Source organism: Acetobacter syzygii (assembly GCF_000964225.1).
GTDB classification, from domain to species: Bacteria; Pseudomonadota; Alphaproteobacteria; order Acetobacterales; family Acetobacteraceae; genus Acetobacter; species Acetobacter syzygii.
Map to the genome: position 1 here is coordinate 86,645 of NZ_BAMZ01000014.1, position 24,617 is coordinate 111,261.

Below are 24,617 nucleotides of genomic sequence, written 5' to 3' on the forward strand. Positions count from 1 at the left end.
CTTTACAAGGCGCGTCACATAACCTTCCCGGCCCCCTTTCGTCCAGCGGGGAGACCAGCAGGAAAGGAATTTGTTGCATGAACGCCACCACCCCACACGCGGCCTCTTCGGTCTCTGAGGAAGAAATCGCACGGTTTAGCGCCCTTGCGGAGCAGTGGTGGAATCCTTCTGGTCCCATGCGTCCACTGCACGCCATGAATGCGTTACGCATAGACTGGGCCTGCCGCCACCTGCCTCTGCGTGGTCGCACTTCGCGCCGGGCAAAAATTCTGGACATAGGCTGCGGTGCCGGTCTGGCCAGCGAGGCACTAGCAAAAGCCGGTTACGATGTGCTGGGGCTGGATGCCTCCGCCAACGGCATAGCAGCGGCAAAGGAACATCTGGCTTCCTGCCCATTGCCGGAGCAGGCAGGCCCGCTACATTACCGCAATGGCAGCGCGGAAGACCTTGTGGCAGAAGGCTGCACGTTTGATGCCGTTGTTGCATTAGAAATTATTGAGCATGTTACTGATCCTGCGGCATTTATGGATATGCTTGCCCAGCTTGCCGGGCAGAATGGCACGGTCATCGTCTCGACCATGAATCGTACCTTGCGTTCTCTTGCCGTTGGCAAAATTGGCGCGGAATATATTTTACGCCTGCTCCCTGTAGGTACGCATGAGTGGCGCAAGTTCATTCTGCCATCTGAACTGGGTCAGTACGCTCGGGCTGCGGGCCTGCGCATGATTTCCATAGCGGGCATGGCCCCCGGCCCCATGGGCTGGAGAGAAACGCGCGACCTTGGCGTCAACTACATTGCCGCATTTACAAAATACTAATTTTAAAAATTTTTATGGGTTGGCCATCTTAAATATGCGCCAACCCATTTATTGTTCACTTAACAGAATCGGGAATTTTGCAGACTGGCCCCATAGCGGGGCCGGTATAGCGGGTCCATGTCTGGGTTTCGCCAAAAATGGGCAGGCCTATGTACCCACGCAATTTAAGTACCGTCGGCTGAGGCGACCATATCTGGGAATCGTACAGATGCCCTGTATCCGGGTCCAGAATATGCCCCGCCCAACGCCCTTTTTCATCATCCATTGGGTGAAAATCCGTGAGCATGAGCAAACCACACTCGCTTTTGCCATCATGCCCATGGGGGACATTCGTGCCATCGTAACGCAGGCCAATCAGGTGGCCACACAGATTTTGACCACAGCGCTCAATTTGAAAAACACCATCATGGTCCTGACTAAGCCAGTAACCCGTCAAAGCGTGTTCGTTTGACAAAGGCTCTGCTGAAAGAGACCCAACCGGCGCGGCCATGAGAAAAGCGGCCAGAAAAGCAGCAATACCTGCCTTGCCCCTGCGCTCCGTGCTGGATTGTCTGTCTCGCGTCATCTTTGCCTCTCCCTCAGCCGGGCTGGCGGTGGCTGGTCCACTCAGCCCTCAAGCATGTGTGAGGGATAGCTCCCCTCCACGCCACCCCCATTTGTATATGGTCAGACCAGACATTCAACTATCCGTGTCGCGCACCCAAGGAATATTGTGGAAGGCAACCCCTTCCTCCTCCAGCTCTTCCCGCTGGGTTTCGGACATCTCGCCATAAATGCCGCGCTCTGGTGCTTCTCCATAATGAATGCGCAAAGCCTCATCGGCAAAGTTCCTGCCTACGTTCTCGCACTTTTCTTCAACTTCGCGTCGCATTTCACGCAGAGCACCCAGCAAGGCGTCTGGCACAACAGAGGGGGTATGGGGAGCAGATGCCGCCGCGATGGTATGGGTGCCAGCGGATGGCGGTGCCTGAGCCGCTGCTTCAGGCGCTTCTTTGGCATCGGAGCGACCACGGCCAACGATGGCAGGCGCCATGGGGGCCTGATCCACCGCAGACGTGCCACACTCCATGCAGCTTAAAAGCCCTTTCTGCCTGAGCATGGCAAATGTGCTGCTATCTTTGTACCAGCCTTCAAACACATGGTCGTTGGCGCAACGCAGGCGATAGCAGATCATATTGGCTTACCTTGATGAGACCTTATAGCCTGTGCCTGAAAAATCAGCTCAGACCCAGCAATCCATTCAACTGTCCTGTACGCTCAAGCCGCATCAGGTCATCACACCCGCCAAGCGATTTTCCATCCACAAAGGTCTGTGGCACGGTTGTCTGCCCACCAGAAAGGCTAATGGCTTCATCCCGCTCCGGGGTGCCGCGAGGAGCGTTTACCTCGGCAAACTGGACATTTTTGCTCTTAAGCAGTGCAACCGCCCGCATACAATACGGGCAACCGGGCTGGGTATAAATTTTGATTTCTGGCATGAACTGTCCTTAACGCAATCTAAAGGGTGGATTCAATCCGCTTTTGGGCAAACGTAACTGTCGTTTTTGTCTGGCGTATTGAGCGGGGCAAATCCATATCAATTTCCGCTCTGGCAGGCACTACCCCTGCAACCAAAAGACAGACACTCCGCGCCCCGGCACCAAGCAGCGCTTTGGTACAGGCCGCAGCCGTAGCCCCGGTTGTAAGCAGGTCATCCACCAGAACAATGTCCCGGTCACGCACAGCACTTTCACGCCCATGGCGTACAAGAATGGCTTGCGCCAGAGCATCCTGCCGTGTCTGCCGATCAAAGGCTGCCAAAGGCAGGGTTGCCTTAATGCGGACCAACGCATCGGGCTGGCAGTTCAGACCATGCAGTTTTGCCACCCTGAACGCCAGCAGCACCGCCTGATTATAACGGCGCCTGAACAACCGCCAACGGTGCACGGGAACAGGCACGACCACCACATCCGGCAACAGAATATCCTGCCCGATCCGCGCCATCTGCTGGGCAAGAAAAGCGGCATTATCAAGCTGATCAGCATATTTAAGCTTTAGAATCAGCTCTCTTGCCACACTCTCATATACAAACGCCGCACGGGCCTGCCCCCATACGGGCGGGTGCCGTTCACACATTGGGCATAGACCTGAAGCGCCCAGCATTGCCTCGCTGGGTTGGGGAGTCGCACAGGCTTTGCAATACGGCATAACAACCGGTTGCAAATGGCCAAAACAGGCCGGGCAGACCAGTCCGTGCTGCGCAACCTCTGCACTGCAATGCAAGCAGACTGGCGGAAAAAGCACCCCGAGCGCCTTACGCCCCCCAACATGGAGCCACTTGATAAAGCGCTTAATTACAAACACAGGTTTGTCATGGAGGATCACTTGGCAAACGGCTAGGATACGCGCACATCTGACCTTATGGATACACCCGTTATTTTTGATCGCAAAGCAGTCAGGCTCCACCGGGATCGCTCAGCAGGTCGGCAAAACACCTTATTGCCGGTTCTGGAAGCCGCAACAGACAGACTACTTGACCGTTTAGACGATATGACGCGTAGTTTTTCCTGCGCATTGGATATAGGGGGGCGAGGCATTACCCAGCAGCGCCTTGCCGCACGGGGTATTTGCACAGTTAGCACGGATCTATCTCCCCGGCTTGTCTCCCAATCTGGCGGAATGCGGGTCTGCGCGGATGAAGAATGGCTGCCGTTTGCTCCCCATAGCTTTGATCTGGTCATTGCCAATCTGTCCCTGCATTGGGTGAATGACCTACCCGGAGCATTAACCCAGATCCGGCATATACTCCGCCCCGATGGGTTATTTTTAGCCAGTATGCCTATTCTACCAACATTACGCCCCCTGCGTACTGCGCTGGAAGCCGCAGAATTGGCGCTGTGCGATGGAGTCTCCCCCCATATCTCGCCATTCCCCACCCAGCAAAGCTGTGCACAGCTCATGCAACGCACCGGGTTTGCCCTGCCAGTCATTGATACTGAACGACTGGACCTGCGTTACCGCTCTCTTGCCGGTCTTTTAACCGACCTCCGGGCTGCGGGGGAAACAAATGCCCTCACCCAACGTAACCGGGGTATAGCACCCCGCCTTCTGTTCCCGGCGGCCGCGGCTGAACTGGAAACATCCGAGGCGGAAAATTTTGCCATGCCGCTCCACATGGCCATTTTATCTGGTTGGGCTCCAGCTCCTACGCAGCCGGTACCGCTCCAGCCGGGGCAATTCGAACACTCTTTGCATGATGCCCTGACCCAAGCGGATGCAACGCCCAAGCCCACAAAATAAACCTTTACCGCATACACACATACGATCGTACAGTTTTGACGATTACGGATGAACCCTCAGCCCCCAGTAACGCTCATATGCCTTTGGGGGCCGGAAATAGCGCCAGTTTGCGCATCCAGCAGAAAATTATGGCCTGTTGGTTTGCGTGCTATGGCAGACTGTATGGCAGCTTCCAATGCTGCATCTGCTGCACCTTCCCGCATAAGGTGGCGCAGATCAACCCCATCTTCCTGACCAAGGCAGGTATAAAGCCGCCCCGTACATGACAGGCGGACACGGTTACAGGTCGCACAGAAATTGTGGCTCATGGGGGTAATAAAACCAAGCCGCTGCCCTGTTTGCGCGACCCGCACATAGCGGGCTGGACCACCGGTCTGGTACGTTAACGGCTCCAGCGTCCAGCGCCGGGATAACGTTTGCCGCACGGAATCCAGCGAGAGGTACTGCTCCACGCGGTCCTCCCCGGTATCCCCCATAGGCATGGTCTCAATCAGGCATAAGTCGGCACCGATTTCCCCACACCAAGCCAAGAGTGCGTCAAACTCATCATCATTTACGCCAGCCATGGCCACGGTATTAATCCGTACAGCCAACCCGGCCGCGCGGGCTGCACGTATGCCATCAAGTGTTGCTGCCAGCTTCCCCCTGCGGGTCAGTCGGGCAAAACGGTCCTCATCCAATGAATCCAGACTGACATTAACCCGCTTGACCCCGGCTTCCGCCAGAACAGTCGCGTACTGCGCCAGACGGCTACCATTTGTGGTTAATGTTAATTCATCCAGGTGGCCTGCCTGCTCTGGCAGACGTAGCCATGACCCAAGTTCCTTGAAAAAAAAGCCAATATCGCGCCGCACAAGTGGCTCGCCACCCGTAATACGCAACCTGCGCACCCCATGGCGCACAAACACCCGGCTCAGGCGCAAAAGTTCCTCAAAATCCAGTACATCCGTACGGGGCAAAAAGGACATCTGCTCGGACATGCAGTACACACACCGCATGTCACATCTGTCAGTCACGGAAATACGGAGGTAGGAAATCCGCCGACCGGCGGGGTCCATTAAAGAGGACAACATAGGTACACTTTATATCAGAAACCTCTACCGTATTAAAATGCTAAAATTGTTCTACCAGAGCAGAAACAACACGCAGCACTGTAAAAACTTACGGCCCGCTTTAAGCAGGCCGCAAACAGCATACAAGCTGAAAAATCATTTTAATGCCCGGCATGACTGCCCGAAAAATCCGGTCTGGACAAACCAGACTGCTCCAGTTGGTGCACCAGCGCGTCTTTTAACCGATCCAGTCCGGCTTGGTCATGCCCTTCCACCCGGGCAACCAACACAGCCTGTGTGTTGGAAGCACGCAACAACCACCAACCATCCTTTGTGTTGACGCGCACACCGTCAATTTCAGACACATGGGCTCCCTCTTTGCGCAGCCGCGCCGCCACTTCCTCAATGACTTTGAATTTACGATAATCATCGCAGTCAAAGCGCACTTCGGGGGTGGAGAGCGTTACAGGCAGCGACTCACGGAAAACCGACAGTGGCTCATCTGAACGTGCGACAACATCGAGCACACGCACACCGGCATACAGGCCATCGTCAAAGCCAAACCATTTATCGGCAAAGAAAATATGTCCCGACATTTCTCCTGCCAGAGGAGAACCGGTTTCCGCCATTTTGGATTTGATCAGTGAATGACCGGTTCGCCACATAAGTGGTTTACCGCCCGCTCGTGCGACCTCATCAAACAGAACCTGACTGGCTTTTACATCAGCAATAACAGTTGCCCCTGCGTGGCTTTTGAGCACATCCCGCGCCAACAGCACAAGAATCTGGTCACCCCACAGAATTTCACCCTTATTATCCACCAGACCAATGCGGTCGGCATCACCATCAAAGGCAATACCCATATCCGCACCGTTATCCTTGACCGCAGCAATAAGCTGCTCAAGGTTTTTGGCAACTGTGGGGTCAGGATGATGGGCCGGGAATGTGCCATCGATGGCGGCATTGAGCACAATGTGCTCACCCGGCAGGGCTGCCACCATTTTTTCCAGCACTTCACCTGCGGAGCTATTGCCATTGTCCCAGACAACCTTGAGCTTACGCCCAGCGCCCCCATAATCCTGCACAAGGCGTTTTACATAAGCCTCGCGCAGGTCAACCGTCCGGAGCGTCCCGGCTGCGGCAGGAACCACATCTCCCTTTGCTGAACGCTCCCCCAGTTCACGGATCTGGGCACCAAAGAACGGTCTGCCAGCCAGCATCATTTTAAAACCATTATGGCTGGGGGGGTTATGGCTCCCCGTTACCATAATGGCACCATCTGCATCCAGCATGGCAGAAGCGTAGTAGAGCATGGGGGTCGGTCCACGCCCTACACGCGTTACCTCCAGCCCACACTCCAGAGCACCTTTTACAAGGGCTTCTTCCAGCATGGGGGAGGACAAGCGGCCATCATACCCGACAACCAGAGTTTTGCCGCCACCACGTCGCACAAAACTGCCAAAAGTCCGGCCAATGGCAAACGCGTCTTCTGCTGTTAATGTTTTGTCCACAATCCCGCGAATGTCGTATTCACGCAGGCTTGTGCCATCAAACTGATGCACAAAAGACATTAATTCTGGTTTTCGTACTTCTTAAGGAAGTCACGCACACCATCAGCCAGTTCTGGCCGTGCCAGCGCAAAGGCAATCTGAGCCTCGAGGAAGCCAAGCTTGTTGCCGCAGTCGTAACGCACACCCTCATACCGCAGGCCATGGAATGGCACGTGGCCAATGGTTTTGGCCATGGCATCGGTAAGCTGCACTTCACCGCCCGCGCCTTTTTCCAGCTTGGCAAGATGCGGCATAACATCGGGGGTCAGAATATATCGCCCGATAATGGACAGGTTGGAAGGGGCGTCTTCAGGCTTAGGTTTTTCAACCAGCCCCTTAACTTCCACAAGCCGCCCATCATCCTGGCCGGTTGCCAGAATACCATACCGGTTGGTGTGCTCACGCGGGACTTCGGATACGGCAACCACGTTGCCCCCGGTTTCGTAGTACGCATCAGCCAGTTGCTTCAGACAGCCTTTTTTTGACATCACCATGTCATCTGGCAGCAAAATCGCAAACGGGTCGTCCCCGATAAAGGCCCGCGCGCACCAGATGGCATGGCCCAGACCCAGAGGTTCCTGCTGGCGCACGGCCATAAGGGAACCAGCCTGAATAGTGCTTGGTTCCAGCGCTTCAAGGCAATCAACCTTGTTACGTTCCTTAAGTGTGCTTTCCAGTTCGTAAGCAATATCAAAATAATCGATCAGGGAATCTTTGCCACGGCCGGTAATCAGACAGAATTCTTCAATACCGGCAGCACGTGCTTCATCAATTGCATATTGAATAAGGGGTTTGTCCACGACCGGCAGCATTTCTTTGGGCATGGCCTTGGTCGCAGGCAAAAAGCGCGTTCCCAGCCCCGCAACTGGCAGGACTGCTTTACGTAAAGGCTTGGGATTAGACACGAATATAACACCTTCAAATCAAGTTAAACCAAAGACCATCCGCACAGGCTTGCTTAAAATCAGGGAGGGCACCACCCCAATCCTGCCAATGCCGGAAAAAGATAAAACTGCTATGACTTTTAATCTAGCATTATGCCCTTATCCGTAACCGACAGACATGGCGTTTTTTACATAACTGTAACCATGCCTTCTGTGCGCAACAAACAGCACAAAAGAACGGCGTGAATGTGACAAGCGCACAGTATATTGCAAAAAACGTACAAAAAAAACGACTCAAGGCCTCAGCCTTTTGCCGTTCCGTAACATATATTTTGTCAGGAAAGAAAATGGTGCGGTCGAGAAGACTCGAACTTCCACGAGGTTTCCCCCACAAGCACCTCAAGCTTGCGCGTCTACCATTCCGCCACGACCGCACGTGACAAACGATACCAAAAAGAGTGATACCGTGTGATAGGAAGCCCTATAACCGAACCATAAGCAGGCGGCAATGACCAAAGAACAAATTTTATGGGAAATTAGCAAAAAACTGGTTCCCTACCCTCTGGCCTTGAGCCGAATGGAGCAGATTGCAAAGGATATAAGGGCTGGAACGGCTGCGGAGCGCGTCTGGCTGCTTGAACACCCGCCCCTTTACACCTCTGGTACATCCGCCCGGGTAGAAGACCTGTTCAACCCCGCAGGTTACCCCACCTACCACGCAGGCCGGGGCGGGCAATGGACCTACCACGGACCGGGGCAACGCACGGCCTATGTTATGCTTGACCTGCAACGCCCGCACGGCAACACCCCCGCACGCGACCTGCGCGCTTACGTGCAAGCTCTGGAAGCATGGATTATTAGCGCACTGGCCAAATTTGGTTTGCGTGGAGAAGTGCGCGAAGGTCGGGTTGGTGTATGGGTGAACAACCCGCACACAAACGCAGAGGAAAAAATTGCGGCTATTGGGGTCCGTGTTTCCCGCTGGGTGAGCTGGCATGGCGTGGCCATCAACCTTGCACCTGCCATGCCAGACTTTGACGGCATTGTGCCTTGTGGCATTCGCGAATATGGCGTTGCCAGTTTTGAAAAACTGGGCCTCAGCACCACCATGGCGGAATTCGATCTGGCATTGATGGACGCATGGCAGACTGTATTTGGCAGCACACCATCGCCCATTAACCCCGTAGAACTTACGCTCAATCCAGCCGAATTTGCGTAAGCTGCCGCCGTTCATCCACAATCCGGACCTCGTACAGGGTCAAGGACCCTGCCGTGTCCTTGAAGCGGAGCGTAACCAGACCTTGGGACGGATTATCCGTTCTAGCCAAGGATAACTGCACAAATCCCGCAGGCTGCTGCACGTCCGTGACCATAACAGGTCCGGACAGGCGCACCGGGTTACCCAGCAGCAGCCCCAGCGCATTGTGGGCCAGCCCCATATGCGTTTCTGACCCATTCTGGGCATCGGTAAACACTGCTGAGCGTTCCGATGCCTTCAACTCCATTTCATGCGGGAGCGTGTAACGCATATCCAGATAACCGGGCCGGTAGGTAATAAGCCCCCCTCCGGTGCTGCCATTGGGCCAGACCTGCGTAAACGGTACAGCCTGTAGGTTCACTGTACGAAAATATGCCTCTACACGGCTTATAGCCGTAGTGTGCCCTGCCCCACCGGTCTGCTGCGTGGCACATGCCGCCAAAAACAGGGGGGCCAGCAAACACAAGCCACGACGCCCTAACAAACGTGGGGTCATGCTGCGGCCTCTTCTTCTGCTGGGGTACGCAAGGTCAAAGCCAAGGCATGTAGGCCATCTGCCAGTTCTGGCTCCAGCAGCTCATGCACCTTGCGCGAGCGCGCTACGCGACTCATCCCCTCGAAAACGGGAGAGACAATATATAGGCGGAAGTGGGTTTCCGTTGCACCCGCATGGGGGCCACGTGTCTGCTCCACATGGTGGGCATGGCGGTGGCTCTCGTCCAGCAGGTCCAGTCTGGTGGGAAAAAGCGCAGTTTGCAGCACTTTGCGCACACGCTGGGCCCGTGTAAGATTCGGTTCCAAACCAGATACGGATTCTGAAAGACTGGTCATATGACAACTCACCCCTTGCGACCAAAGCATTTGCAACGCAAATAACAATGAATGATGAAGCGAAGGAACACCCGTCCCCGCGCGTTTGATCCCGACCCGAACGCGCCGCAGCGCTGCTGCGACATGCCCGACTGCACAAGTCCGGCAGGATACCGTGCGCCACGTTCCCGCGATAGCCTGAACCAGTATTATTGGTTCTGCCTTGAGCATGTACGGGAATATAATGCGCGGTGGGACTACTATAAAGGCATGTCCCCCGGCCAGATCGAAGCGCATTTACGCTCCGACATAAGCTGGGACCGCCCGACATGGACATTTGGCCAGGGCCCCGGCGGTGGCAGGCGTACCATGCCCAACGAGGAAGATATTCTGGACCCGCTGGATATACTGGGGCAGAACCGCCGCGCACGCGCTGAACGTGCACGCGCACAGGCCGAACCGCGGGTACCAGTTCCATTGCGTGAACCACTGGCCATTCTGGGGCTGGACTGGCCCGTAACACTGGCAGATGCCAAAACCCATTACCGCGCTCTTGCCCGCAAACATCACCCCGACACCAATCATGGTGATCTGGCTGCGGAGGAACGCCTGAAAAAAATCAACGTAGCTTTTACCATTGTGAAGGCGCACCTGCAGGCTGAAGAACTCGAAAAAGCAGACTGATCATGTATCCTGCGTTTTTCTACCCGCCGGTTTTGTTTTGAACCACTTACGAGCAGACGGATAATCATGACGGACTCCAGCCCACAGACAGCAGCCCTTGATCTCCCGCCCATTTCGGCGGTTTCCGTACCGGATGTGGAAGTTAGCGTCCGCGATGTGTTCGGTATCGATTCTGACCTGAAGGTGCCAGCCTTCTCCCTTCGGACTGATCATGTGCCGCCGGTTGATCCGGCCTATCTGTTCGACCACGACACGACATTGGCCATTCTGGCTGGCTTTGCCTTTAACCGCCGCGTTATGGTGCAAGGCTTCCATGGCACGGGCAAATCCTCCCACGTGGAGCAGGTCGCCGCCCGGCTGAACTGGCCTTGCATCCGCATCAATCTGGACAGCCATGTCTCCCGCATTGATCTGGTCGGGAAAGACGCAATCGTGGTCAAGGATGGCCAGCAGGTTACCGAATTTCAGGAAGGACTGCTGCCGTGGTGCCTCCAGCGCCCCTGCGCACTGGTGTTTGATGAATATGATGCAGGCCGCCCGGACGTTATGTTCGTCATCCAGCGGATTTTGGAAGTGGAAGGCAAGCTAACCCTGCTGGACCAGAACCGCGTGATCACGCCTAACCCCTGGTTCCGCCTGTTTTCCACCGCCAATACCGTAGGTCTGGGAGATACAACGGGGCTGTATCATGGTACCCAGCAGATCAATCAGGGGCAGATGGACCGCTGGAACATTGTTACATCGCTTAACTACCTGCCTCACAAGCAGGAAGTCGGCATTGTGTGTTCCCGGTTGGGCATTGCGGAAGATGACAAGGCAGAGCGGGAAAAAATCAACAATATGGTTGCCCTTGCCGGGCTGACACGCAACGGGTTTATGGCGGGCGATCTGTCCACGGTCATGTCACCACGGTCGGTTATTGCATGGGCGGAAAATGACCGTATCTTCAAGGATCTGGCCTTCGCATTCCGCGTAACATTCCTCAATAAATGCGACGAGGCCGAACGCGGGATGGTAGCGGAATATTACCAGCGTTGCTTTAACAGCAGCCCCCTTCCCAAACGCTCCACCTAAAACCAGTACAGACAATCGGGGGCGTTATGGCTGATCATTCCAAAAGTGCTGGCAACCCACCTATCCGCCTCTCACGCGAGGAGGCGGAAAAGCGGGCCGATGCCTTTAAACAGGCAACAGAGGCAACATTGCGCGCCCTTGGCGGGCGGAAGGAGACGGATGTTTCCTTCCATAGTGGCAACATGCCCATGGCACCGATCAGTCTGGGCGAAAAAATTCGCCTCTCCTCCCCGTCTCTCAATCTGAATGAGGAAGAGGCCCAGCGCTTACGCGGCGCCGCCGATGCGCAGGCTCTTCGGCTCAAACACCACGACTTTGACCTCCATGCAGCCCGCCGCCCAGCCGATACCATCGCCCGCGAAGTCTATGACGCGCTGGAGCAGGCCCGTGTGGAGGCCGTTGGCGCACGCCACATGAAAGGCGTTGCCGCCAACCTGCGCCTTAGGCTGGAGCAGGAAATACGCTCAGCCGGTCTGGAGCATATGACAGATGCGGCACAACTTTCCCCCGTTGTTGGGCTGGAGCTACTGGCACGGGAAAAACTGACGGGGGAACCCCTGCCAGAAGCTGCCCGTACCATTATGGAGCAGTGGAAAAGCACCCTGCCACAAAACGCACTGGATGCGCTGGACACACTGGCCACGGACCAGGATAACCAAAAGGCTTTTTCCCGCTCGGCCCGCAAGCTGCTTGCAGCCTGCGCCCTGACGGATGATGAATCTCTCTCCGATCAGGATGAGGAGGAGGATAGCAACGGCAACGCTCCGGATTCCAGCGAAGAGAATGACGAGCAACCGCCCCCCGAACAGGAAGACGATACATCCGGCGCAGCACCTGACCTGTCGGAAGCCGTGTCCGAGCCGCAGCTTATGGCAGGCAGTGCCGATGCGGCTGACAACACACCTGAAGTTGAGCAGGAATCGGGGTCGGCAGAAGGCACGGGGGATGCCGCAGGCCCGGGCAACCGCAAGGAGATAGAACCCGGCCAGACCGCCAAAGGCTACCACCCCTACACCACCAAATTTGATGAAGAAATTCTGGCTGAAGATTTGTGCGATGCGGAAGAACTCTCCCGCCTGCGCCACCAGCTGGACCTTCAGCTTGCTACCTTGCATGGTGTTGTTTCCCGTCTGGCAAACCGGCTCCAGCGCCGCCTTATGGCACAGCAGACCCGCTCCTGGTCCTTTGATCTGGAAGAAGGAATGCTGGATGCGGGGCGGCTCTCCCGCATTGTGGTTAATCCGCGCCTTTCCCTTTCTTACAAGCAGGAAAAAGATACGGAATTCCGCGATACCGTTGTGACCCTGCTCATCGATAATTCTGGCTCCATGCGGGGTCGCCCCATTTCTGTTGCGGCATCCTGCGGGGACATTCTCGCCCGCACACTGGAGCGTTGTGGCGTAAAAGTGGAAATTCTGGGCTTTACCACCCGTGCATGGAAAGGTGGACAAAGCCGCGAACTCTGGGTGCAGAACGGCAAGCCCGAAAACCCCGGTCGCCTGAACGATCTGCGGCATATTGTTTACAAAGGAGCGGACACCCCCTGGCGGCGCGCACGTACCAATCTGGGGCTGATGCTGCGTGAAGGACTGTTAAAGGAAAATATTGACGGAGAAGCCCTGCTCTGGGCGTGGCGGCGGGTCAAAAGCAGGCCCGAAGCACGTAAAATTCTCATGGTTATTTCCGATGGTGCGCCGGTGGATGACAGCACACTCTCGGTCAACCCGGCCTCATATCTGGAAGATCATCTGCGCGAGGTCATTCATATGATTGAAAACCGCAGCCCGGTAGAACTGACCGCTATTGGCATTGGCCATGACGTAACCCGATATTATCAGCGGGCCGTGACCATTACCGATGCAGAAGAGCTGGGGGGCACCATGCTCCAGTCCCTTTCCGCCCTTTTTGACGAAAAACACTCCCGCAAGCGTGGGCAGCGGGGTTAACCCGCTACGCCGCCTGCCATTGCCTTGATCATTTGGGAGTGCGCCAAACGCACGTCCAGAAAAGACTCCAGTGTATTGAGCAGGATATCCACATCCGCCTCAGTCGTGCGGTGGTTTACAATGGCAGCCCGGATCGCCAGCACACCTCCAATCCGCGTGGTGGATGGCACCACAATGCCGCTGACCTGTAAGTCCTTCACCAGTTCGCCATTCAAGTCGTCCAGATCATCCACATCGGGCACAACTACCCGGAAACACACAATATTCAACGTAACGGGGGCCAGTAGCTCCATACGTGGTGTCGCTTGCACACGCCTTGCCAGATTCTGCGCGACCGCGCAGCTATCGGTTACAACCTGCCCCAGTTTTTGAGTGCCAAAACCAGCAAGGGCAAACCAGACCTTGAGCGCACGAAACCCGCGGGAGAGGTCCGGCCCCAAGTCACAGAACCAAGGCGCTCCTGCTGCCACCCCCCGATCCTCGCGCGAGAGATATGCAAGGGATTGGGCAAATGCCGCTGCCTGCACGCCGGGTTCGCGCACCAGTACGCAACCGGCATCGTAGGGAACCTGCGCCCATTTATGAAAATCAAATGCCAGACTATCCGCCCGTTCCAACCCTGCAAGCAAAGGAGCAAATTCGGGGGCAAGCACAGCAAGTGCACCAAAGGCGCCATCAACATGGAACCACAGCCCTTCGCGCTCTGCCAGATCAGCCAGCGCGTTTAAGGGGTCTATGCTCCCGGTATCGACCGTGCCAGCAGTGCCTACAATTAAAAACGGCTCCAAACCTGCTGCACGGTCCTGTGCGATCATGCGTTCCAAGGCGACTACATCCATACGGAATGCGGTATCCAGTGGCACACGGCGCAAAGCCTGCTCGCCCAGACCCGCCAGATCAAACGCACGCGCTACACAACCATGCGCACTCTGCGCAGCATAACCAACCAGCTTTCGCCCCCCCACGCCTTGCTGGCGCAGGTTCTGCCCATCAGGCACATGGCGCGTCGCGGTCGTAATGGCAATAAAATTGGCCATGGACGAACCTGTGACCAGAACACCCGTGGCATCTGATGGAAAGCCGAACATATCCGCAGCCCAGCGGATAACCATGCGTTCGACCTCAACAGGAGCATGGTCACGCCCACCCAGATTGGCATTTAGTCCGGCTGCCAGCATTTCAGCCAACATCCCCTGTGCCGTACCGCCTCCATGCACCCAGCCCATAAACCGTGGGTGCCGGTTCCCCACGGCGTAGGGTTGAACGTAACGGGTAAACTGCTCGTACAAGGCTCCAAGTTCCTGGCCTGTAGCAGGTAGTGGTGCAGCCTTAAACGCCTCACGCACAGGAGCAGGTATGGGCTGCCACACGGGACCTTGAGAGACGTGGCGGATATTTTCCAGCATCTCATCCAGCATCCGGTGCCCCTGCGCCTTCAGTTCTTCCCAGTCTTCTGGATCCAGCCCTGCCACGACCATGCTCTCCCCTATGCGGTTAAATGTTCTTTACGCAGCTTTTCAGCCAGTCACATTACGCCTTTCCGCTCTACTGGCGGGCAGACTCCCCTACTGCATTATCCAGTGCCCGGCTCTGGCGCGCAAACCTGCGTGCCAGAACGGCACAGACAAAAAGCTGGATCTGATGGTACATCATAAGGGGGAGAACAATAATCCCCACGGACGCAGGAGGAAAAAGCACATTGGCCATGGGCACACCAGACGCCAGTGTTTTTTTGGACCCACAGAACACAACGGCTATCTCGTCCTTCAAGGGCAGGCCAATCAGACGACCACCAAAAATTGTTAACGCCAGCACACTGAACAGCAACACCGTGTCGGCCAGTGCAATCATACCCAGTTCGGCCGCTGGCAACCGGTGCCATAGCCCCTGCATAACCGCATCGCTAAAGGCGGTGTACACAACCACCAAAACCGAACCCCGGTCAGAAAAAGAGAGTATTTTTTTGTTCCTGTGTGCCCATGCACCAAGCCATGGTTGCAACACCTGCCCCAGAATAAACGGCAGCAAAAGCTGATAGACAATATCCAGCGGGTTACCCGTAGCCTGCCCGTGCTGGCTTAGCACCAGCCCCACCAGAATGGGGGTAATAAAAATACCAAATACATTGGAAGCCGTAGCCGCACACACTGCCGCAGGCACATTCCCCCCGCCAATGGACGTAAAAGCTATGGAGGACTGTACGGTAGATGGCAGGCAGCACAGGAACAGTACACCCATCCACACATCAGGCTGCAACAGGTTGGGAAACAGCGCATGGGCGGCCAGACCGAGAAGTGGAAACAGCACAAAGGTACAGCTTAAAATAAGCAGATGCAGCTTCCATGCGACCACTCCATCCAGCACTGCCTTGCGTGACAGACGCGCACCCTGCAAAAAAAACATGAGGGCAATCAATCCCACTGACAACCAGTGAAAAACAGGTACGGCCGCCCCATGGCACGGCACAAAGGTCGCCAGCAGAACAGAGGCCAGCAACCCCAGCAAAAAGGGGTCAATTTTTAAAAACCGCACGGCTTTGCCTCTTTCATGATAAACTTGTTATTGCTTGGCGTTTTTACTTACGGCACCTTCCTTACGAAATGAAGCAGAACTCTCTTTTTTCCCTCTCTCTTCTCGGGGTCGTGAGTCTTTGCACCATCACCACCGCAGAAACCGCTTTTGCCGCCCCACCCTCAGGCTGTGCAACCATCCACTCCAGTTCGGAGGAAAATACTCCCACAGGTCTGATTGAGCATGACCTGAGCGTCAGCACCCCCGATGGTGCAACAGACCTGCATGTTAAAAAACTGCTCCTTTCCGCCCCAACATCCAGCGCGGCAGCCACACAGGACCTTGCTCACGCGGCGTCCCTGTTGCTGGTTTCCGCCATGACCGGGTTGCATAATGGAGCCTGCACACAATGGCTTATGGAGCAGGGCCAGCAAGTTGCCGCCAGCCTGAAGGCGGGCGGGCATTATGACCTGACATGGAGCAATGCCACCATTACGCACGGCATGGCCCATGTGGCTGTTGCCATGGCACGCTACCAGATGCAGGGGGCATCGGCCACGCACGCCAGTACGGCTACGCTCAGCATGAACGGACTATCGTTCCACAATGTTGCCAACCAGCAACTGTTGCCCTCCGCTGCACGGGCCACATTTTCCCTCCCCAGCTCTGAACTTCCCGCTCTTATGAGCGCCATAGGCGGGCGAAGCACGGCCGCCCCCGCCGTCCATGCCACCATTAGCAATTTTGAGGCATCGGAAGGGCGCATCCACCTACAGGGGCAAGGCCAGGCGACATTAACCGGTAATGTCGCCGCAACCTCGGCCTCCGGACACCTGGCCATTACCAATCTGGAAGATCTGATTGAAAAAGCCAGAGCTGCCCATCAGATGAAGCTCGCTGCGGGGCTTGTTCTGGGCAGGTTGGTCAGCCATCGCTCGGGCGAGCAGAATACATGGGACACCACATGGGAGGGAGGTGTGCTAACGGTTAATGGCTTTCCGCTTCCCATTAAGTAACCCAACCCCCTCTGCACGGGCTGCTTTTGTGCAGGGGGGGCGGCAGTCATAGAGTAACCTCGACTTCAGGCCGCGGCACGCTCACACAGATTGGCCAGATCCCGCAGTACCTTACGGGCCAGATCGATGCGTTGCACGTTGGTCAACTCCCGCACCACAGCCATTTTGTGGTCTGGCCGAAGGCGAACGACACCATCTTTCCAGCGCCCCATCCACTGCACCAGCCCACCGGGGTTAGCAAAACTGTTGTTCCTGAACTGGAGCACCATTCCTTTTGGTCCGGCCTCCACCCGTTCAACCCCAGCCTGACGGCAAAGTCTTTTAAGATCAACAATGTTGAGCAGGTTTTTAACTTCCTCTGGAACGGAGCCAAAGCGGTCCACAAGTTCCGCTTCCATGGCTTCCAGCTCAGCATCAGACGCCAAAGCGCTGATTCTACGGTAAAGACCTAATCTGACTGGCAGGTCAGGCACATACGCATCTGGAATAAGGACAGGGAGGCCCATAACAATATTGGGGGTCCAGCCGCGATCATTGTCTGCATTACGCCCCTTATCAGACCGCAGATCGGCAACCGCATCTTCAAGCATTTGCTGGTAAAGTTCTATTCCCACCTCGCGCACATGCCCGGACTGCTGGTCCCCCAGAAGATTACCGGCACCACGCAGATCAAGGTCGTGCGAAGCCAGCGTAAAGCCTGCCCCGAGCGTATCCAGCGTTTGCATGACCTCCAGCCGTTTTTCCGCCGAAGCGGACAACGTATGAGTTTGCGGCCATGTAAGGTATGCGTAACCACGCTGCTTGCCACGACCAACACGCCCGCGGAGTTGGTAAAGCTGCCCCAGACCAAACATGTCTGCCCGATGGATGATAAGCGTGTTCACGGCTGGCATATCCAACCCGCTTTCCACAATATTGGTGGAAAGCAGAATATCGTACTGACCATCAGAAAACTCGGTCATCACCCGCTCCAGCTCCGTGGGAGACAGGCGACCATGCGCCTGCACCAGACGGGCATCAGGAACAATGCTGCTCAACCGTTCAGCCAGATTATCCAGATCCTCAATCCGTGGTGCAACGCAAAAAATCTGCCCGCCACGGAAGCGTTCACGCTGAATGGCCTCGCGAATAACCACACTATCAAACGGCATGATGAACGTACGTACAGCCAGCCGATCGGTAGGAGGCGTTGCAATCAGGCTCATCTCCCGCACACCGGAAAGCGAGAGCTGGAGTGTTCGGGGCAAGGGTGTGGCAGAAAGGGTCAGCACATGCACATCTTCACGCAGGGCTTTCAGCTTTTCCTTATGCGACACGCCAAAGTGCTGTTCTTCATCAATAATCAGCAGTTCAAGGGCTGCAAATTTAACTGTTTTGGCCAGCAGGGCATGTGTGCCAATCACCACATTCACGCTGCCATCAGCCAGCCCCTTACGCACCTCGGTCGCCTCCTTGCCCGTAACCATGCGGGAAAGTTGCGCCACTTTTATGGGAAAGCCCTCAAACCGCGCGGCAAATGTCCGGTAATGCTGGCGGGCCAGCAGAGTGGTTGGCACAACAACGGCCACCTGTCCGCCAGACATGGCAGCCACAAAAGCAGCCCTGAGCGCCACCTCCGTTTTGCCAAAACCCACATCGCCACACACCAGTCGATCCATGGGCCGACCGGAGGACATATCCTCCAGCACATCGGTAATGGCGCGCGACTGGTCATCCGTTTCCACAAAAGGAAAACGGGCGCAGAATTCGTCCCACATTCCCTCGGGCGGGAGAAGTTCCGGTGCTTCCTTAAGGGCACGGGCCGCCGCTGTGCGGATGAGTTCACCCGCCATGTCCCTTATGCGGCTCTTCATCTGTGACTTGCGGTTCTGCCATGCCACACCACCCAGCTTATCGAGCGACACACCGGCCTGATCAGACCCAAAGCGGCTGAGCAGCTCAATATTTTCCACCGGCAGGTAGAGTTTTTCTCCACCATCGTACAGCAGACGCAGGCAGTCATGCGGGGCCACACCGACGCTTACTGTCTCCAGCCCATCATAGCGACCAATGCCGTAGTCCTGATGAACAATCAGGTCTCCGGCAGACAGTTCACTGGCTTCTGCAATCAGTTCATCCGCCCGACGGCGGCGGCGTGGTGGGCGACCAATCCGTTCACCCAGCAAATCCTGTTCAGAAACAAAGGCAACGTCATCCGCAACAAACCCGCGCTCAAGTCCGAGGGTTAACAGCCCTACCGGACCCGCCTTGGCTTTGCGCGCCCACTCCCATGTATCGAACGTTTCTGTCGCAACCCCATGCTCGCGCAGCAGCACACCAATCCGCTCGCGCGACCCCTTGCTCCAGGCGGCCACAAAAGTACGGCGTTTGACCTGCGCCCACTCCCGCACCTGCTCGCCAAGCAGGGTAAAAACCTGCTCACGCTGGGCACCGGGTACAATCTTGGAGAACATTTTGCCCGGGCGACCACCCACATCCACCCCACCAGCTCCATCTGGCTGGGCATAAGGGCTAAAGGCTACGGCAGGCAGACGCGCTACAGCCGCCTCCCACCCTTTATGGTCCATATACAACAGGTGTGGAGGCAAGGGGCGGTATGGTGTTTCCCCCTCCCTAACCGGCATTTTACGGGCCTGATAATGGTCCGCGATCATGTCCAGTCGGGCAGTCAGAACATCCTCGACCTGATAATCGAGAGAGAGTGCCGCACCCGGCAGATAATCAAACAGCGTTTCCAGATGTTCATGGAACAAGGGCAGCCAGTGTTCTATGCCGGGGTGCCTGCGACCGTCCGAAATATGTTCGTACAACGGATCGGATGCAGCGCCGGGGCCAAACGCATCACGCCAGCCTGTGCGAAAGAGCGATATGCTCTGCGCATCCAGCGAGAACTCGGATACGGGGCAGAGCACCAAACCATCGCGTTTGTCTGTCGAGCGCTGGGTACCGGGGTCAAAGGCACGGATATTCTCAACCTCATCCCCAAACAGATCAAGTCGCAGGGGTTCGGTCGCACCAGCGGGGTACAGATCAAAAATACCACCCCGCGTTGCAAACTCCCCAGCTTCCATAACCGTATCTGTCCGGGTGTAGCCATTGGCTATCAGCAGATCGATCAGCAGCGACTGGTCCAGACTTTCCCCCGTGCGAATACTCAGGGATTGCCCTTCAAATGTTTTGCGCGGGGCTACACGCTGGATGGCAGCATTAACGGTGGTCAGCACAAGCCGTGGTTTACCACCCGATGGCTCCAGCAGGCGGGTAAGAGTCGCCACCCGCTCGGCCACAAGAGTGGGATTGGGGGAAACACGGTCGTATGGCAGGCAGTCCCATGCGGGAAAACGCAGAACCTCCACATCTGTTGCCACAAAAGCCAGCGTATCCGCCAGCCGCGCCAGAGAGGCATCATTCCGGGCTATATGCAGCAAAGGCCCTTTGTGTTCGCGTGCACGGCGTGCAAGCAAAAGGGCATCGTACCCCTCTGGCACGCCCCAGATTGTGGCAATGCGACTCCCTGTGTTGGCACCTGTGTCTGCTGTCATCTGGCGTGCTTCTCTTGTCCTGCCTGTATTCCACCCAAGGAATAATCGTTTATTTTCCGCATTTTGCGCGGCATGACTTAACCATACGCCGCAACATGGGGGTCGCTTTTTCCTCCGGCAAGGGCAAACGGCCGAATAACCAGTCCGTCAGGTCGGGGTCTGGCATTTCGAGTATGGCTTCCATATCCGCCAGTTCTTCGGCGTTCAGGGTATCTGCCGTTTCCTCTACAAAACCACCGATCAGAATGTCGGTCTCAAAAGTGCCGCGATGGTTCGCACGGAACTTGAGCCTGCGACGGCGCGCGGCCAGAGAGTCCTCCGACCCGTCCGAAGCATTGGAAGAAAGCGTGTCGGATGATGGTGTAAAATTGTGTTGCATGGCTTTGCTGTCCTATACCGATGCTGTTCCTGTCTGTCAGCCTGCAAACAGAGGCCTGTATACCGTCCGTGTCCAGCCCCCCATCCTTCACATCCGCTTCGGCTCCGCAATGGGCAAATGCACCAGCGCTTCTGGCCCTGCAAGCGCCACTGGACAGCCTGAGTGGCGTTAATGTGGCACGGTCGCGGCTTTTGGCCAAAATTGCTGGAGGGTCGCGGGTCATGGACCTGCTGTTCTGCCTGCCAGAAAGCGTGACTGACCGGCGTTTGCGCCCCGCCCTTGCACAACTCAGGGCTGACACGATTGCAACCGTTTCTGGCACGGTGCTGGATGTACGCCCCCCAGCCCCCCGCACCCGCCAGCCATGGCGCGCCACCCTTTCCGACGAAACGGGTTTACTGGAGATCGCTTTTTTTTCCCCATGGCAGGCAAAGCAGGCCATCAAGGGGGCACAGATTGCCGTATCGGGCAAAATAGAGCGGTTTGGCGAGCGCCTGTGCATGACATCCCCCGACTATCTTTTGCCCGCCCGCCAGATGGAGCGCATTCCCTTACTCGACCCCGTGTGGCCACTCACTGCGGGTCTATTTGCAGGGCAGGTACGCCAAGCCATGGCCGCAGCACTGGCCCTGCTCCCCCCAGACCTGCCGGAATGGCATGACCCTGCTCTGATCAGCCAAAAAAACTGGCCAGAATTTGCCACGGCACTGGCATGGATGCACAAACCCGATACCATTCCCCAAAGCCAGAGCGGTACACAATGGCAGGCAGACCGCGACCGCGCGCGGACCAGACTGGCCTGTGATGAACTTCTGGCAGACCAACTGGCCATGCGTATTGCCAAGCAGGCCTCCCGCAGTCGCCCCGGGCGCAGCCTGCTGGGCAATGGCGTTTTACAACAACAAGCACTGGCAGCCTTTGGCCACCCACTTACACCGGGGCAAAAATATGTGCTGCGCCAGATAGAAGCCGATATGGCAGCACCGCACCGCATGAGCCGATTACTCCAAGGGGATGTGGGAGCAGGCAAAACACTGGTTGCACTGCTGGCCATGCTCCGTGCGGCCGAGGCCGGAGTTCAGGCAGCCATTATGGCTCCGACCGAAATTCTGGCCCGCCAGCACGCAGCAACATTTACGCGCCTTTCCCCCGTGCCGGTGGCATTTTTGTGCAGTTCAGTCAAAGGCAAGGCCCGCAAGCAGGCACTGGCGGATATGGCAGACGGCACAGCCAAACTGGTAGTGGGCACCCATGCACTGGTGCAGGAGACCGTAAAGTTTGCCGATCTGGGGTTAGCCGTTGTGGATGAGCAACATCGGTTTGGCGTGGACCAGCGCCTGACACTGGTGGAAAAAGGCCATCATGCGGACATGCTGGTGATGACCGCAACCCCTATCCCCCGCACCCTGCTGCTCACCCAGTTTGGGGACATGCAGGTCAGCCGCCTAGAAGGCAAACCATCGGGCCGCAAACCCATTCGCACGTCTTTGCACAGCCTGAATGCCATGAATGACATTCTGGAAGGCATTGCCCGCGCCTTGCAGGCTGGAGCGCAGATTTTTTGGGTCTGCCCTCTGGTTTCGGAAAGCGAGGCGTTGGATATTGCCGCAGCCGAAGCCCGGCAGGCTGTTCTGATCGACAGATTTGGGGACATGGTGGGGCTGGCCCATGGACGGCAGGATACAAACGTGCGTGAACAGGCGCTACAGGACTTTGCCAGCGGCAAAACCCGCATCTTGGTCGCTACAACGGTTATTGAGGTCGGGGTGGATGTGCCCTCAGCGACCATCATGATTATTGAGCACGCCGAACGCTTTGGTCTGGCACAGCTCCACCAGCTCCGGGGGCGCGTAGGCCGTGGCTCCAAGGCGTCTTATTGCTTAATGCTGCATGAGGAAGGATTGGGCCAAACAGCCCGCCGCCGCCTGAGCTGCCTGCGCGAAACCGAAGATGGTTTTTTGATTGCGGATGAAGACTTCCGTCTCCGTGGCGGCGGGGAGGCAACTGGCCGAAGGCAGTCTGGCCTGCCAGAATACCGGATGGCACCCGAAGTTCTGGTCGATCTGCTCCTCAGTACAGCCCATGCTGAAGCAGAACGTATTTTACCAGATATGGAAACGCATGAAGCCAGAACCTACCGCCTGCCCGCACCCGCCCGCCTGCTGTTGACACTTTTTGGCAAAACGGATGCAGCCCGCATTTTTAATGGCGGCTAATGTGACCAAAAGCGCGGTTAGCCGCCTGTTGCGGCTATCCACGCCTTAACCTGCCCTTCCGGATCTGCCTGTTGCGTAAAGGCGGACACGGCGGATACGCAATCTGCCCCCGCCTGCAGGCACAAAGGAGCGCGTTCAAGCGTAATTCCGCCAATAGCAACCAGTGGCATGGCACCAATCTGCCTTTTCCACTCCCCGAGCCGTTCAACTCCCTGCGGACCAAACGCCATTTTTTTTAACCGGGTTTCCCATATGGGGCCGAGTGCCACATAATCAGGTTCAAAGGTTAACGCCCGGTCCAGCTCTTCCTGACAATGGGTACTCAAGCCAACCTGTAACCGGCCATTGCGGATGGCGGTCATATCAGCGGTATCCAGATCTTCCTGCCCCAGATGAATGTAGGAAAGTCCCTCATCCAGCGCGATCCGCCAAAAATCGTTCAGGACCAGACATACATCGTGCCGCGCAGCATAGTCACGCGCCAGCCGGACCTGAGCGCGTAGCTCAGGCTCCGGCATATCCTTGACGCGGAGCTGAATGAAGCGCGCACCCGCAGCGCCAAGACGGTCCACCCACTGGGCGTTATCCACCACCGGATAAAATTTTTGCGGCAGAGTGCTCATCCCAAAAATGCCTTTCCTGCTACCGGGGTGGACGGCACCGCCATATCCCGCTCTTCCATTGGGTCAGCCATATGTGCCAGCATTCCTGCCTGAACAGCCAGACCAAAAGCCCGCGCCATGCCAACTGGATCACCAGCTTTGGCCACGGCGGTATTGATCAGAACCGCGTCATACCCCATTTCCAGCGCCTGCGCGGCATGAGAGGGCACACCTATGCCCGCATCGACAACCAACGGAACGGACGGAAAATGCGCCCGCATGGCACGCAACCCGAACAGGTTGTTCAACCCCTTGCCGGAGCCAATGGGGGCACCCCACGGCATAAGCACCTCACACCCGGCTGCCAGCAAGCGTTCGGCCACCACCAGATCTTCTGTTGTGTAAGGAAAGACCTTAAAGCCCTCCTCCGTTAAAATCCGGGCTGCCTCTACCAGCCCAAATACATCGGGCTGAAGCGTATCCAGCTCACCTATGACTTCCAGCTTGATCCAGTCCGTACCAAAGACCTCCCGCGCCATATGGGCGGTCGTTACAGCCTCCTTGACCGTATGGCAGCCTGCCGTATTGGGCAGCACGGGTACGCCCAGTTCCTGCACCAGAGACCAGAACGCCTGCCCGGCCCGCTCTCCCGCAGATTCGCGCCGGAGGGAGACGGTCAGAACGCCCGGACGGGCCGCCAGAACAGCATCACGCAAAATTTCGGGCGATGGGTACTGCGCAGTTCCCAGCATGAGTGCGGAGGACAGCTCCTGCCCATAAAACGATGCCGCCATACTTCTAGCCTCCCTGCATGGGAGCAACAATTTCTACCCTTGCCCCTGCATCCAGCGCTGCGTGCGCCCGCGCGGTTTTGGGCACAAACTGCCCGTTTAATGCCGTGGCAATGCGCGCACCGGCATATCCCAGCTCATCAATCAAGGCCGCCAGTGTACTGGCCGACACCTCCTGTGCCTGATCGTTGACGATTATCTTCAT

The 24,617-nt window shown here is 56.6% G+C and carries 24 protein-coding genes, 1 tRNA gene and 1 pseudogene; 8 read left to right on the plus strand and 18 right to left on the minus strand.

The features are described from left to right. Positions 1 to 77: 77 nt before the first annotated feature. The gene (gene ubiG / locus Absy_RS06410) at positions 78 to 818 is read left to right on the plus strand and encodes a bifunctional 2-polyprenyl-6-hydroxyphenol methylase/3-demethylubiquinol 3-O-methyltransferase UbiG (RefSeq protein ID WP_048853911.1); all 741 of its coding nucleotides are present in this window, start codon (positions 78 to 80) and stop codon (positions 816 to 818) included. Between the two features lie 55 nt (positions 819 to 873). On the opposite strand, the gene Absy_RS06415 is transcribed toward ubiG, so the two are convergent. The 5 genes and pseudogenes from Absy_RS06415 to Absy_RS12975 all read right to left on the minus strand — a co-directional run. Then, entirely contained in the window at positions 874 to 1,383 is a 510-nt protein-coding gene (locus tag Absy_RS06415) for a DUF2147 domain-containing protein (RefSeq protein ID WP_048853912.1), read from the minus strand. A gap of 114 nt (positions 1,384 to 1,497) precedes the next feature. Beyond that, the gene (locus Absy_RS06420) at positions 1,498 to 1,992 is read right to left on the minus strand and encodes a DUF1178 family protein (RefSeq protein ID WP_048853913.1); all 495 of its coding nucleotides are present in this window, start codon (positions 1,990 to 1,992) and stop codon (positions 1,498 to 1,500) included. A gap of 43 nt (positions 1,993 to 2,035) precedes the next feature. Then, positions 2,036 to 2,296 (minus strand): glutaredoxin 3, encoded by a 261-nt coding sequence (grxC, locus tag Absy_RS06425; protein ID WP_048853914.1) that lies wholly within the window; start codon positions 2,294 to 2,296, stop codon positions 2,036 to 2,038. 19 nt (positions 2,297 to 2,315) lie between these two features. Next, a complete protein-coding gene (locus Absy_RS06430; RefSeq protein ID WP_245614767.1) occupies positions 2,316 to 2,933 on the minus strand; it encodes a ComF family protein in 618 nt (205 codons plus the stop codon). A gap of 6 nt (positions 2,934 to 2,939) precedes the next feature. Beyond that, positions 2,940 to 3,263: pseudogene (locus tag Absy_RS12975) on the minus strand (double zinc ribbon domain-containing protein); the annotation flags it as partial. On the opposite strand from Absy_RS12975, the gene Absy_RS06435 reads away from it, so the two are divergent. Then, on the plus strand, positions 3,219 to 4,097 hold the full coding sequence (locus tag Absy_RS06435) for a class I SAM-dependent methyltransferase (protein WP_048853915.1): 879 nt from the start codon (positions 3,219 to 3,221) through the stop codon (positions 4,095 to 4,097). The pseudogene Absy_RS12975 and the gene Absy_RS06435 sit on opposite strands and share 45 nt — an antisense overlap. Positions 4,098 to 4,153: 56 nt before the next feature. On the opposite strand, the gene moaA is transcribed toward Absy_RS06435, so the two are convergent. The 4 genes from moaA to Absy_RS06455 form a co-directional block, all read right to left on the minus strand. Next, complete coding sequence (moaA, locus tag Absy_RS06440; protein ID WP_048853916.1) at positions 4,154 to 5,170, minus strand: GTP 3',8-cyclase MoaA; 1,017 nt, start codon at positions 5,168 to 5,170, stop codon at positions 4,154 to 4,156. A gap of 140 nt (positions 5,171 to 5,310) precedes the next feature. After that, on the minus strand, positions 5,311 to 6,720 hold the full coding sequence (pgmG, locus tag Absy_RS06445) for a phosphoglucomutase/phosphomannomutase PgmG (RefSeq protein WP_048853917.1): 1,410 nt from the start codon (positions 6,718 to 6,720) through the stop codon (positions 5,311 to 5,313). Next, positions 6,720 to 7,604, minus strand: coding sequence for a UTP--glucose-1-phosphate uridylyltransferase GalU (gene galU / locus Absy_RS06450; RefSeq protein ID WP_048853918.1), 885 nt, complete (start codon positions 7,602 to 7,604; stop codon positions 6,720 to 6,722). Before galU ends, pgmG begins: the two co-directional genes overlap by 1 nt. Positions 7,605 to 7,931: 327 nt before the next feature. Next, positions 7,932 to 8,017: transfer RNA gene (locus Absy_RS06455), tRNA-Leu, on the minus strand. A 74-nt stretch (positions 8,018 to 8,091) separates the two neighbouring features. Here Absy_RS06455 and lipB point away from each other — a divergent pair. Further along, entirely contained in the window at positions 8,092 to 8,802 is a 711-nt protein-coding gene (gene lipB / locus Absy_RS06460) for a lipoyl(octanoyl) transferase LipB (protein WP_048853919.1), read from the plus strand. Here lipB and Absy_RS06465 read toward each other — a convergent pair. Together Absy_RS06465 and Absy_RS06470 are read right to left on the minus strand one after the other, a co-directional pair. After that, positions 8,780 to 9,337, minus strand: a complete 558-nt coding sequence (locus Absy_RS06465; protein ID WP_048853920.1) for a LolA family protein — start codon at positions 9,335 to 9,337, stop codon at positions 8,780 to 8,782. The genes lipB and Absy_RS06465 overlap by 23 nt on opposite strands. After that, positions 9,334 to 9,672, minus strand: a complete 339-nt coding sequence (locus tag Absy_RS06470; RefSeq protein WP_048853921.1) for a BolA family protein — start codon at positions 9,670 to 9,672, stop codon at positions 9,334 to 9,336. The genes Absy_RS06465 and Absy_RS06470 overlap by 4 nt, the downstream gene beginning before the upstream one ends. A 51-nt stretch (positions 9,673 to 9,723) precedes the next feature. On the opposite strand from Absy_RS06470, the gene Absy_RS06475 reads away from it, so the two are divergent. The 3 genes from Absy_RS06475 to cobT all read left to right on the plus strand — a co-directional run bounded on the left by Absy_RS06475 (position 9,724) and on the right by cobT (position 13,355). Continuing rightward, positions 9,724 to 10,335, plus strand: a complete 612-nt coding sequence (locus Absy_RS06475; RefSeq protein ID WP_084596949.1) for a J domain-containing protein — start codon at positions 9,724 to 9,726, stop codon at positions 10,333 to 10,335. A 66-nt stretch (positions 10,336 to 10,401) separates the two neighbouring features. Continuing rightward, on the plus strand, positions 10,402 to 11,409 hold the full coding sequence (locus Absy_RS06480) for an AAA family ATPase (protein WP_048853922.1): 1,008 nt from the start codon (positions 10,402 to 10,404) through the stop codon (positions 11,407 to 11,409). A 26-nt stretch (positions 11,410 to 11,435) separates the two neighbouring features. Continuing rightward, positions 11,436 to 13,355, plus strand: a complete 1,920-nt coding sequence (cobT, locus tag Absy_RS06485) for a cobaltochelatase subunit CobT (RefSeq protein ID WP_048853923.1) — start codon at positions 11,436 to 11,438, stop codon at positions 13,353 to 13,355. On the opposite strand, the gene Absy_RS06490 is transcribed toward cobT, so the two are convergent. Together Absy_RS06490 and Absy_RS06495 are read right to left on the minus strand one after the other, a co-directional pair. Continuing rightward, complete coding sequence (locus Absy_RS06490; protein ID WP_181015893.1) at positions 13,352 to 14,827, minus strand: pyridoxal phosphate-dependent decarboxylase family protein; 1,476 nt, start codon at positions 14,825 to 14,827, stop codon at positions 13,352 to 13,354. The two genes, cobT and Absy_RS06490, sit on opposite strands and share 4 nt — an antisense overlap. Positions 14,828 to 14,900: 73 nt before the next feature. Further along, positions 14,901 to 15,887, minus strand: a complete 987-nt coding sequence (locus Absy_RS06495; RefSeq protein WP_048853925.1) for a bile acid:sodium symporter family protein — start codon at positions 15,885 to 15,887, stop codon at positions 14,901 to 14,903. A 68-nt stretch (positions 15,888 to 15,955) separates the two neighbouring features. On the opposite strand from Absy_RS06495, the gene Absy_RS06500 reads away from it, so the two are divergent. Continuing rightward, entirely contained in the window at positions 15,956 to 16,882 is a 927-nt protein-coding gene (locus Absy_RS06500; protein WP_181015894.1) for a hypothetical protein, read from the plus strand. Between the two features lie 65 nt (positions 16,883 to 16,947). Here the strand turns inward: Absy_RS06500 and mfd are convergent, their stop codons facing one another. Beyond that, positions 16,948 to 20,424: a transcription-repair coupling factor gene (mfd, locus tag Absy_RS06505; protein ID WP_048853927.1), complete on the minus strand. Its 3,477-nt coding sequence runs from the start codon at positions 20,422 to 20,424 to the stop codon at positions 16,948 to 16,950. A gap of 49 nt (positions 20,425 to 20,473) precedes the next feature. Further along, a complete protein-coding gene (locus Absy_RS06510; protein WP_048853928.1) occupies positions 20,474 to 20,803 on the minus strand; it encodes an FAD assembly factor SdhE in 330 nt (109 codons plus the stop codon). Between the two features lie 68 nt (positions 20,804 to 20,871). Between Absy_RS06510 and recG the strand changes: the two genes are divergently transcribed. Beyond that, a complete protein-coding gene (gene recG / locus Absy_RS06515; protein ID WP_048854007.1) occupies positions 20,872 to 23,019 on the plus strand; it encodes an ATP-dependent DNA helicase RecG in 2,148 nt (715 codons plus the stop codon). A 17-nt stretch (positions 23,020 to 23,036) separates the two neighbouring features. Here recG and Absy_RS06520 read toward each other — a convergent pair whose 3' ends face one another. Genes Absy_RS06520 through thiS form a run of 3 tightly spaced genes read right to left on the minus strand, consistent with a single transcriptional unit; the run spans position 23,037 to position 24,617 of the window. Then, complete coding sequence (locus Absy_RS06520; RefSeq protein ID WP_048853929.1) at positions 23,037 to 23,642, minus strand: thiamine phosphate synthase; 606 nt, start codon at positions 23,640 to 23,642, stop codon at positions 23,037 to 23,039. Further along, complete coding sequence (locus tag Absy_RS06525; RefSeq protein WP_048853930.1) at positions 23,639 to 24,415, minus strand: thiazole synthase; 777 nt, start codon at positions 24,413 to 24,415, stop codon at positions 23,639 to 23,641. Before Absy_RS06525 ends, Absy_RS06520 begins: the two co-directional genes overlap by 4 nt. A 4-nt stretch (positions 24,416 to 24,419) precedes the next feature. Next, on the minus strand, positions 24,420 to 24,617 hold the full coding sequence (gene thiS, locus Absy_RS06530; protein WP_048853931.1) for a sulfur carrier protein ThiS: 198 nt from the start codon (positions 24,615 to 24,617) through the stop codon (positions 24,420 to 24,422).

Excerpts from the sequence above, each read along its gene's own strand:
- ubiG (WP_048853911.1), top strand. The coding sequence starts at position 78 with ATGAACGCCACCACCCCACACGCGGCCTCTTCGGTCTCTGAGGAAGAA.
- cobT (WP_048853923.1), top strand. The coding sequence starts at position 11,436 with ATGGCTGATCATTCCAAAAGTGCTGGCAACCCACCTATCCGCCTCTCA.
- Absy_RS06480 (WP_048853922.1), top strand. The coding sequence starts at position 10,402 with ATGACGGACTCCAGCCCACAGACAGCAGCCCTTGATCTCCCGCCCATT.
- grxC (WP_048853914.1), bottom strand. The coding sequence starts at position 2,296 with ATGCCAGAAATCAAAATTTATACCCAGCCCGGTTGCCCGTATTGTATG.
- pgmG (WP_048853917.1), bottom strand. The coding sequence starts at position 6,720 with ATGTCTTTTGTGCATCAGTTTGATGGCACAAGCCTGCGTGAATACGAC.
- Absy_RS06420 (WP_048853913.1), bottom strand. The coding sequence starts at position 1,992 with ATGATCTGCTATCGCCTGCGTTGCGCCAACGACCATGTGTTTGAAGGC.
- lipB (WP_048853919.1), top strand. The coding sequence starts at position 8,092 with ATGACCAAAGAACAAATTTTATGGGAAATTAGCAAAAAACTGGTTCCC.
- Absy_RS06510 (WP_048853928.1), bottom strand. The coding sequence starts at position 20,803 with ATGCAACACAATTTTACACCATCATCCGACACGCTTTCTTCCAATGCT.
- Absy_RS06430 (WP_245614767.1), bottom strand. The coding sequence starts at position 2,933 with ATGTGTGAACGGCACCCGCCCGTATGGGGGCAGGCCCGTGCGGCGTTT.
- Absy_RS06435 (WP_048853915.1), top strand. The coding sequence starts at position 3,219 with ATGGATACACCCGTTATTTTTGATCGCAAAGCAGTCAGGCTCCACCGG.
- mfd (WP_048853927.1), bottom strand. The coding sequence starts at position 20,424 with ATGACAGCAGACACAGGTGCCAACACAGGGAGTCGCATTGCCACAATC.
- Absy_RS06500 (WP_181015894.1), top strand. The coding sequence starts at position 15,956 with ATGAAGCAGAACTCTCTTTTTTCCCTCTCTCTTCTCGGGGTCGTGAGT.
- Absy_RS06465 (WP_048853920.1), bottom strand. The coding sequence starts at position 9,337 with ATGACCCCACGTTTGTTAGGGCGTCGTGGCTTGTGTTTGCTGGCCCCC.
- Absy_RS06525 (WP_048853930.1), bottom strand. The coding sequence starts at position 24,415 with ATGGCGGCATCGTTTTATGGGCAGGAGCTGTCCTCCGCACTCATGCTG.
- Absy_RS06520 (WP_048853929.1), bottom strand. The coding sequence starts at position 23,642 with ATGAGCACTCTGCCGCAAAAATTTTATCCGGTGGTGGATAACGCCCAG.
- thiS (WP_048853931.1), bottom strand. The coding sequence starts at position 24,617 with ATGAAGATAATCGTCAACGATCAGGCACAGGAGGTGTCGGCCAGTACA.
- Absy_RS06475 (WP_084596949.1), top strand. The coding sequence starts at position 9,724 with ATGATGAAGCGAAGGAACACCCGTCCCCGCGCGTTTGATCCCGACCCG.
- Absy_RS06415 (WP_048853912.1), bottom strand. The coding sequence starts at position 1,383 with ATGACGCGAGACAGACAATCCAGCACGGAGCGCAGGGGCAAGGCAGGT.
- moaA (WP_048853916.1), bottom strand. The coding sequence starts at position 5,170 with ATGTTGTCCTCTTTAATGGACCCCGCCGGTCGGCGGATTTCCTACCTC.
- Absy_RS06470 (WP_048853921.1), bottom strand. The coding sequence starts at position 9,672 with ATGACCAGTCTTTCAGAATCCGTATCTGGTTTGGAACCGAATCTTACA.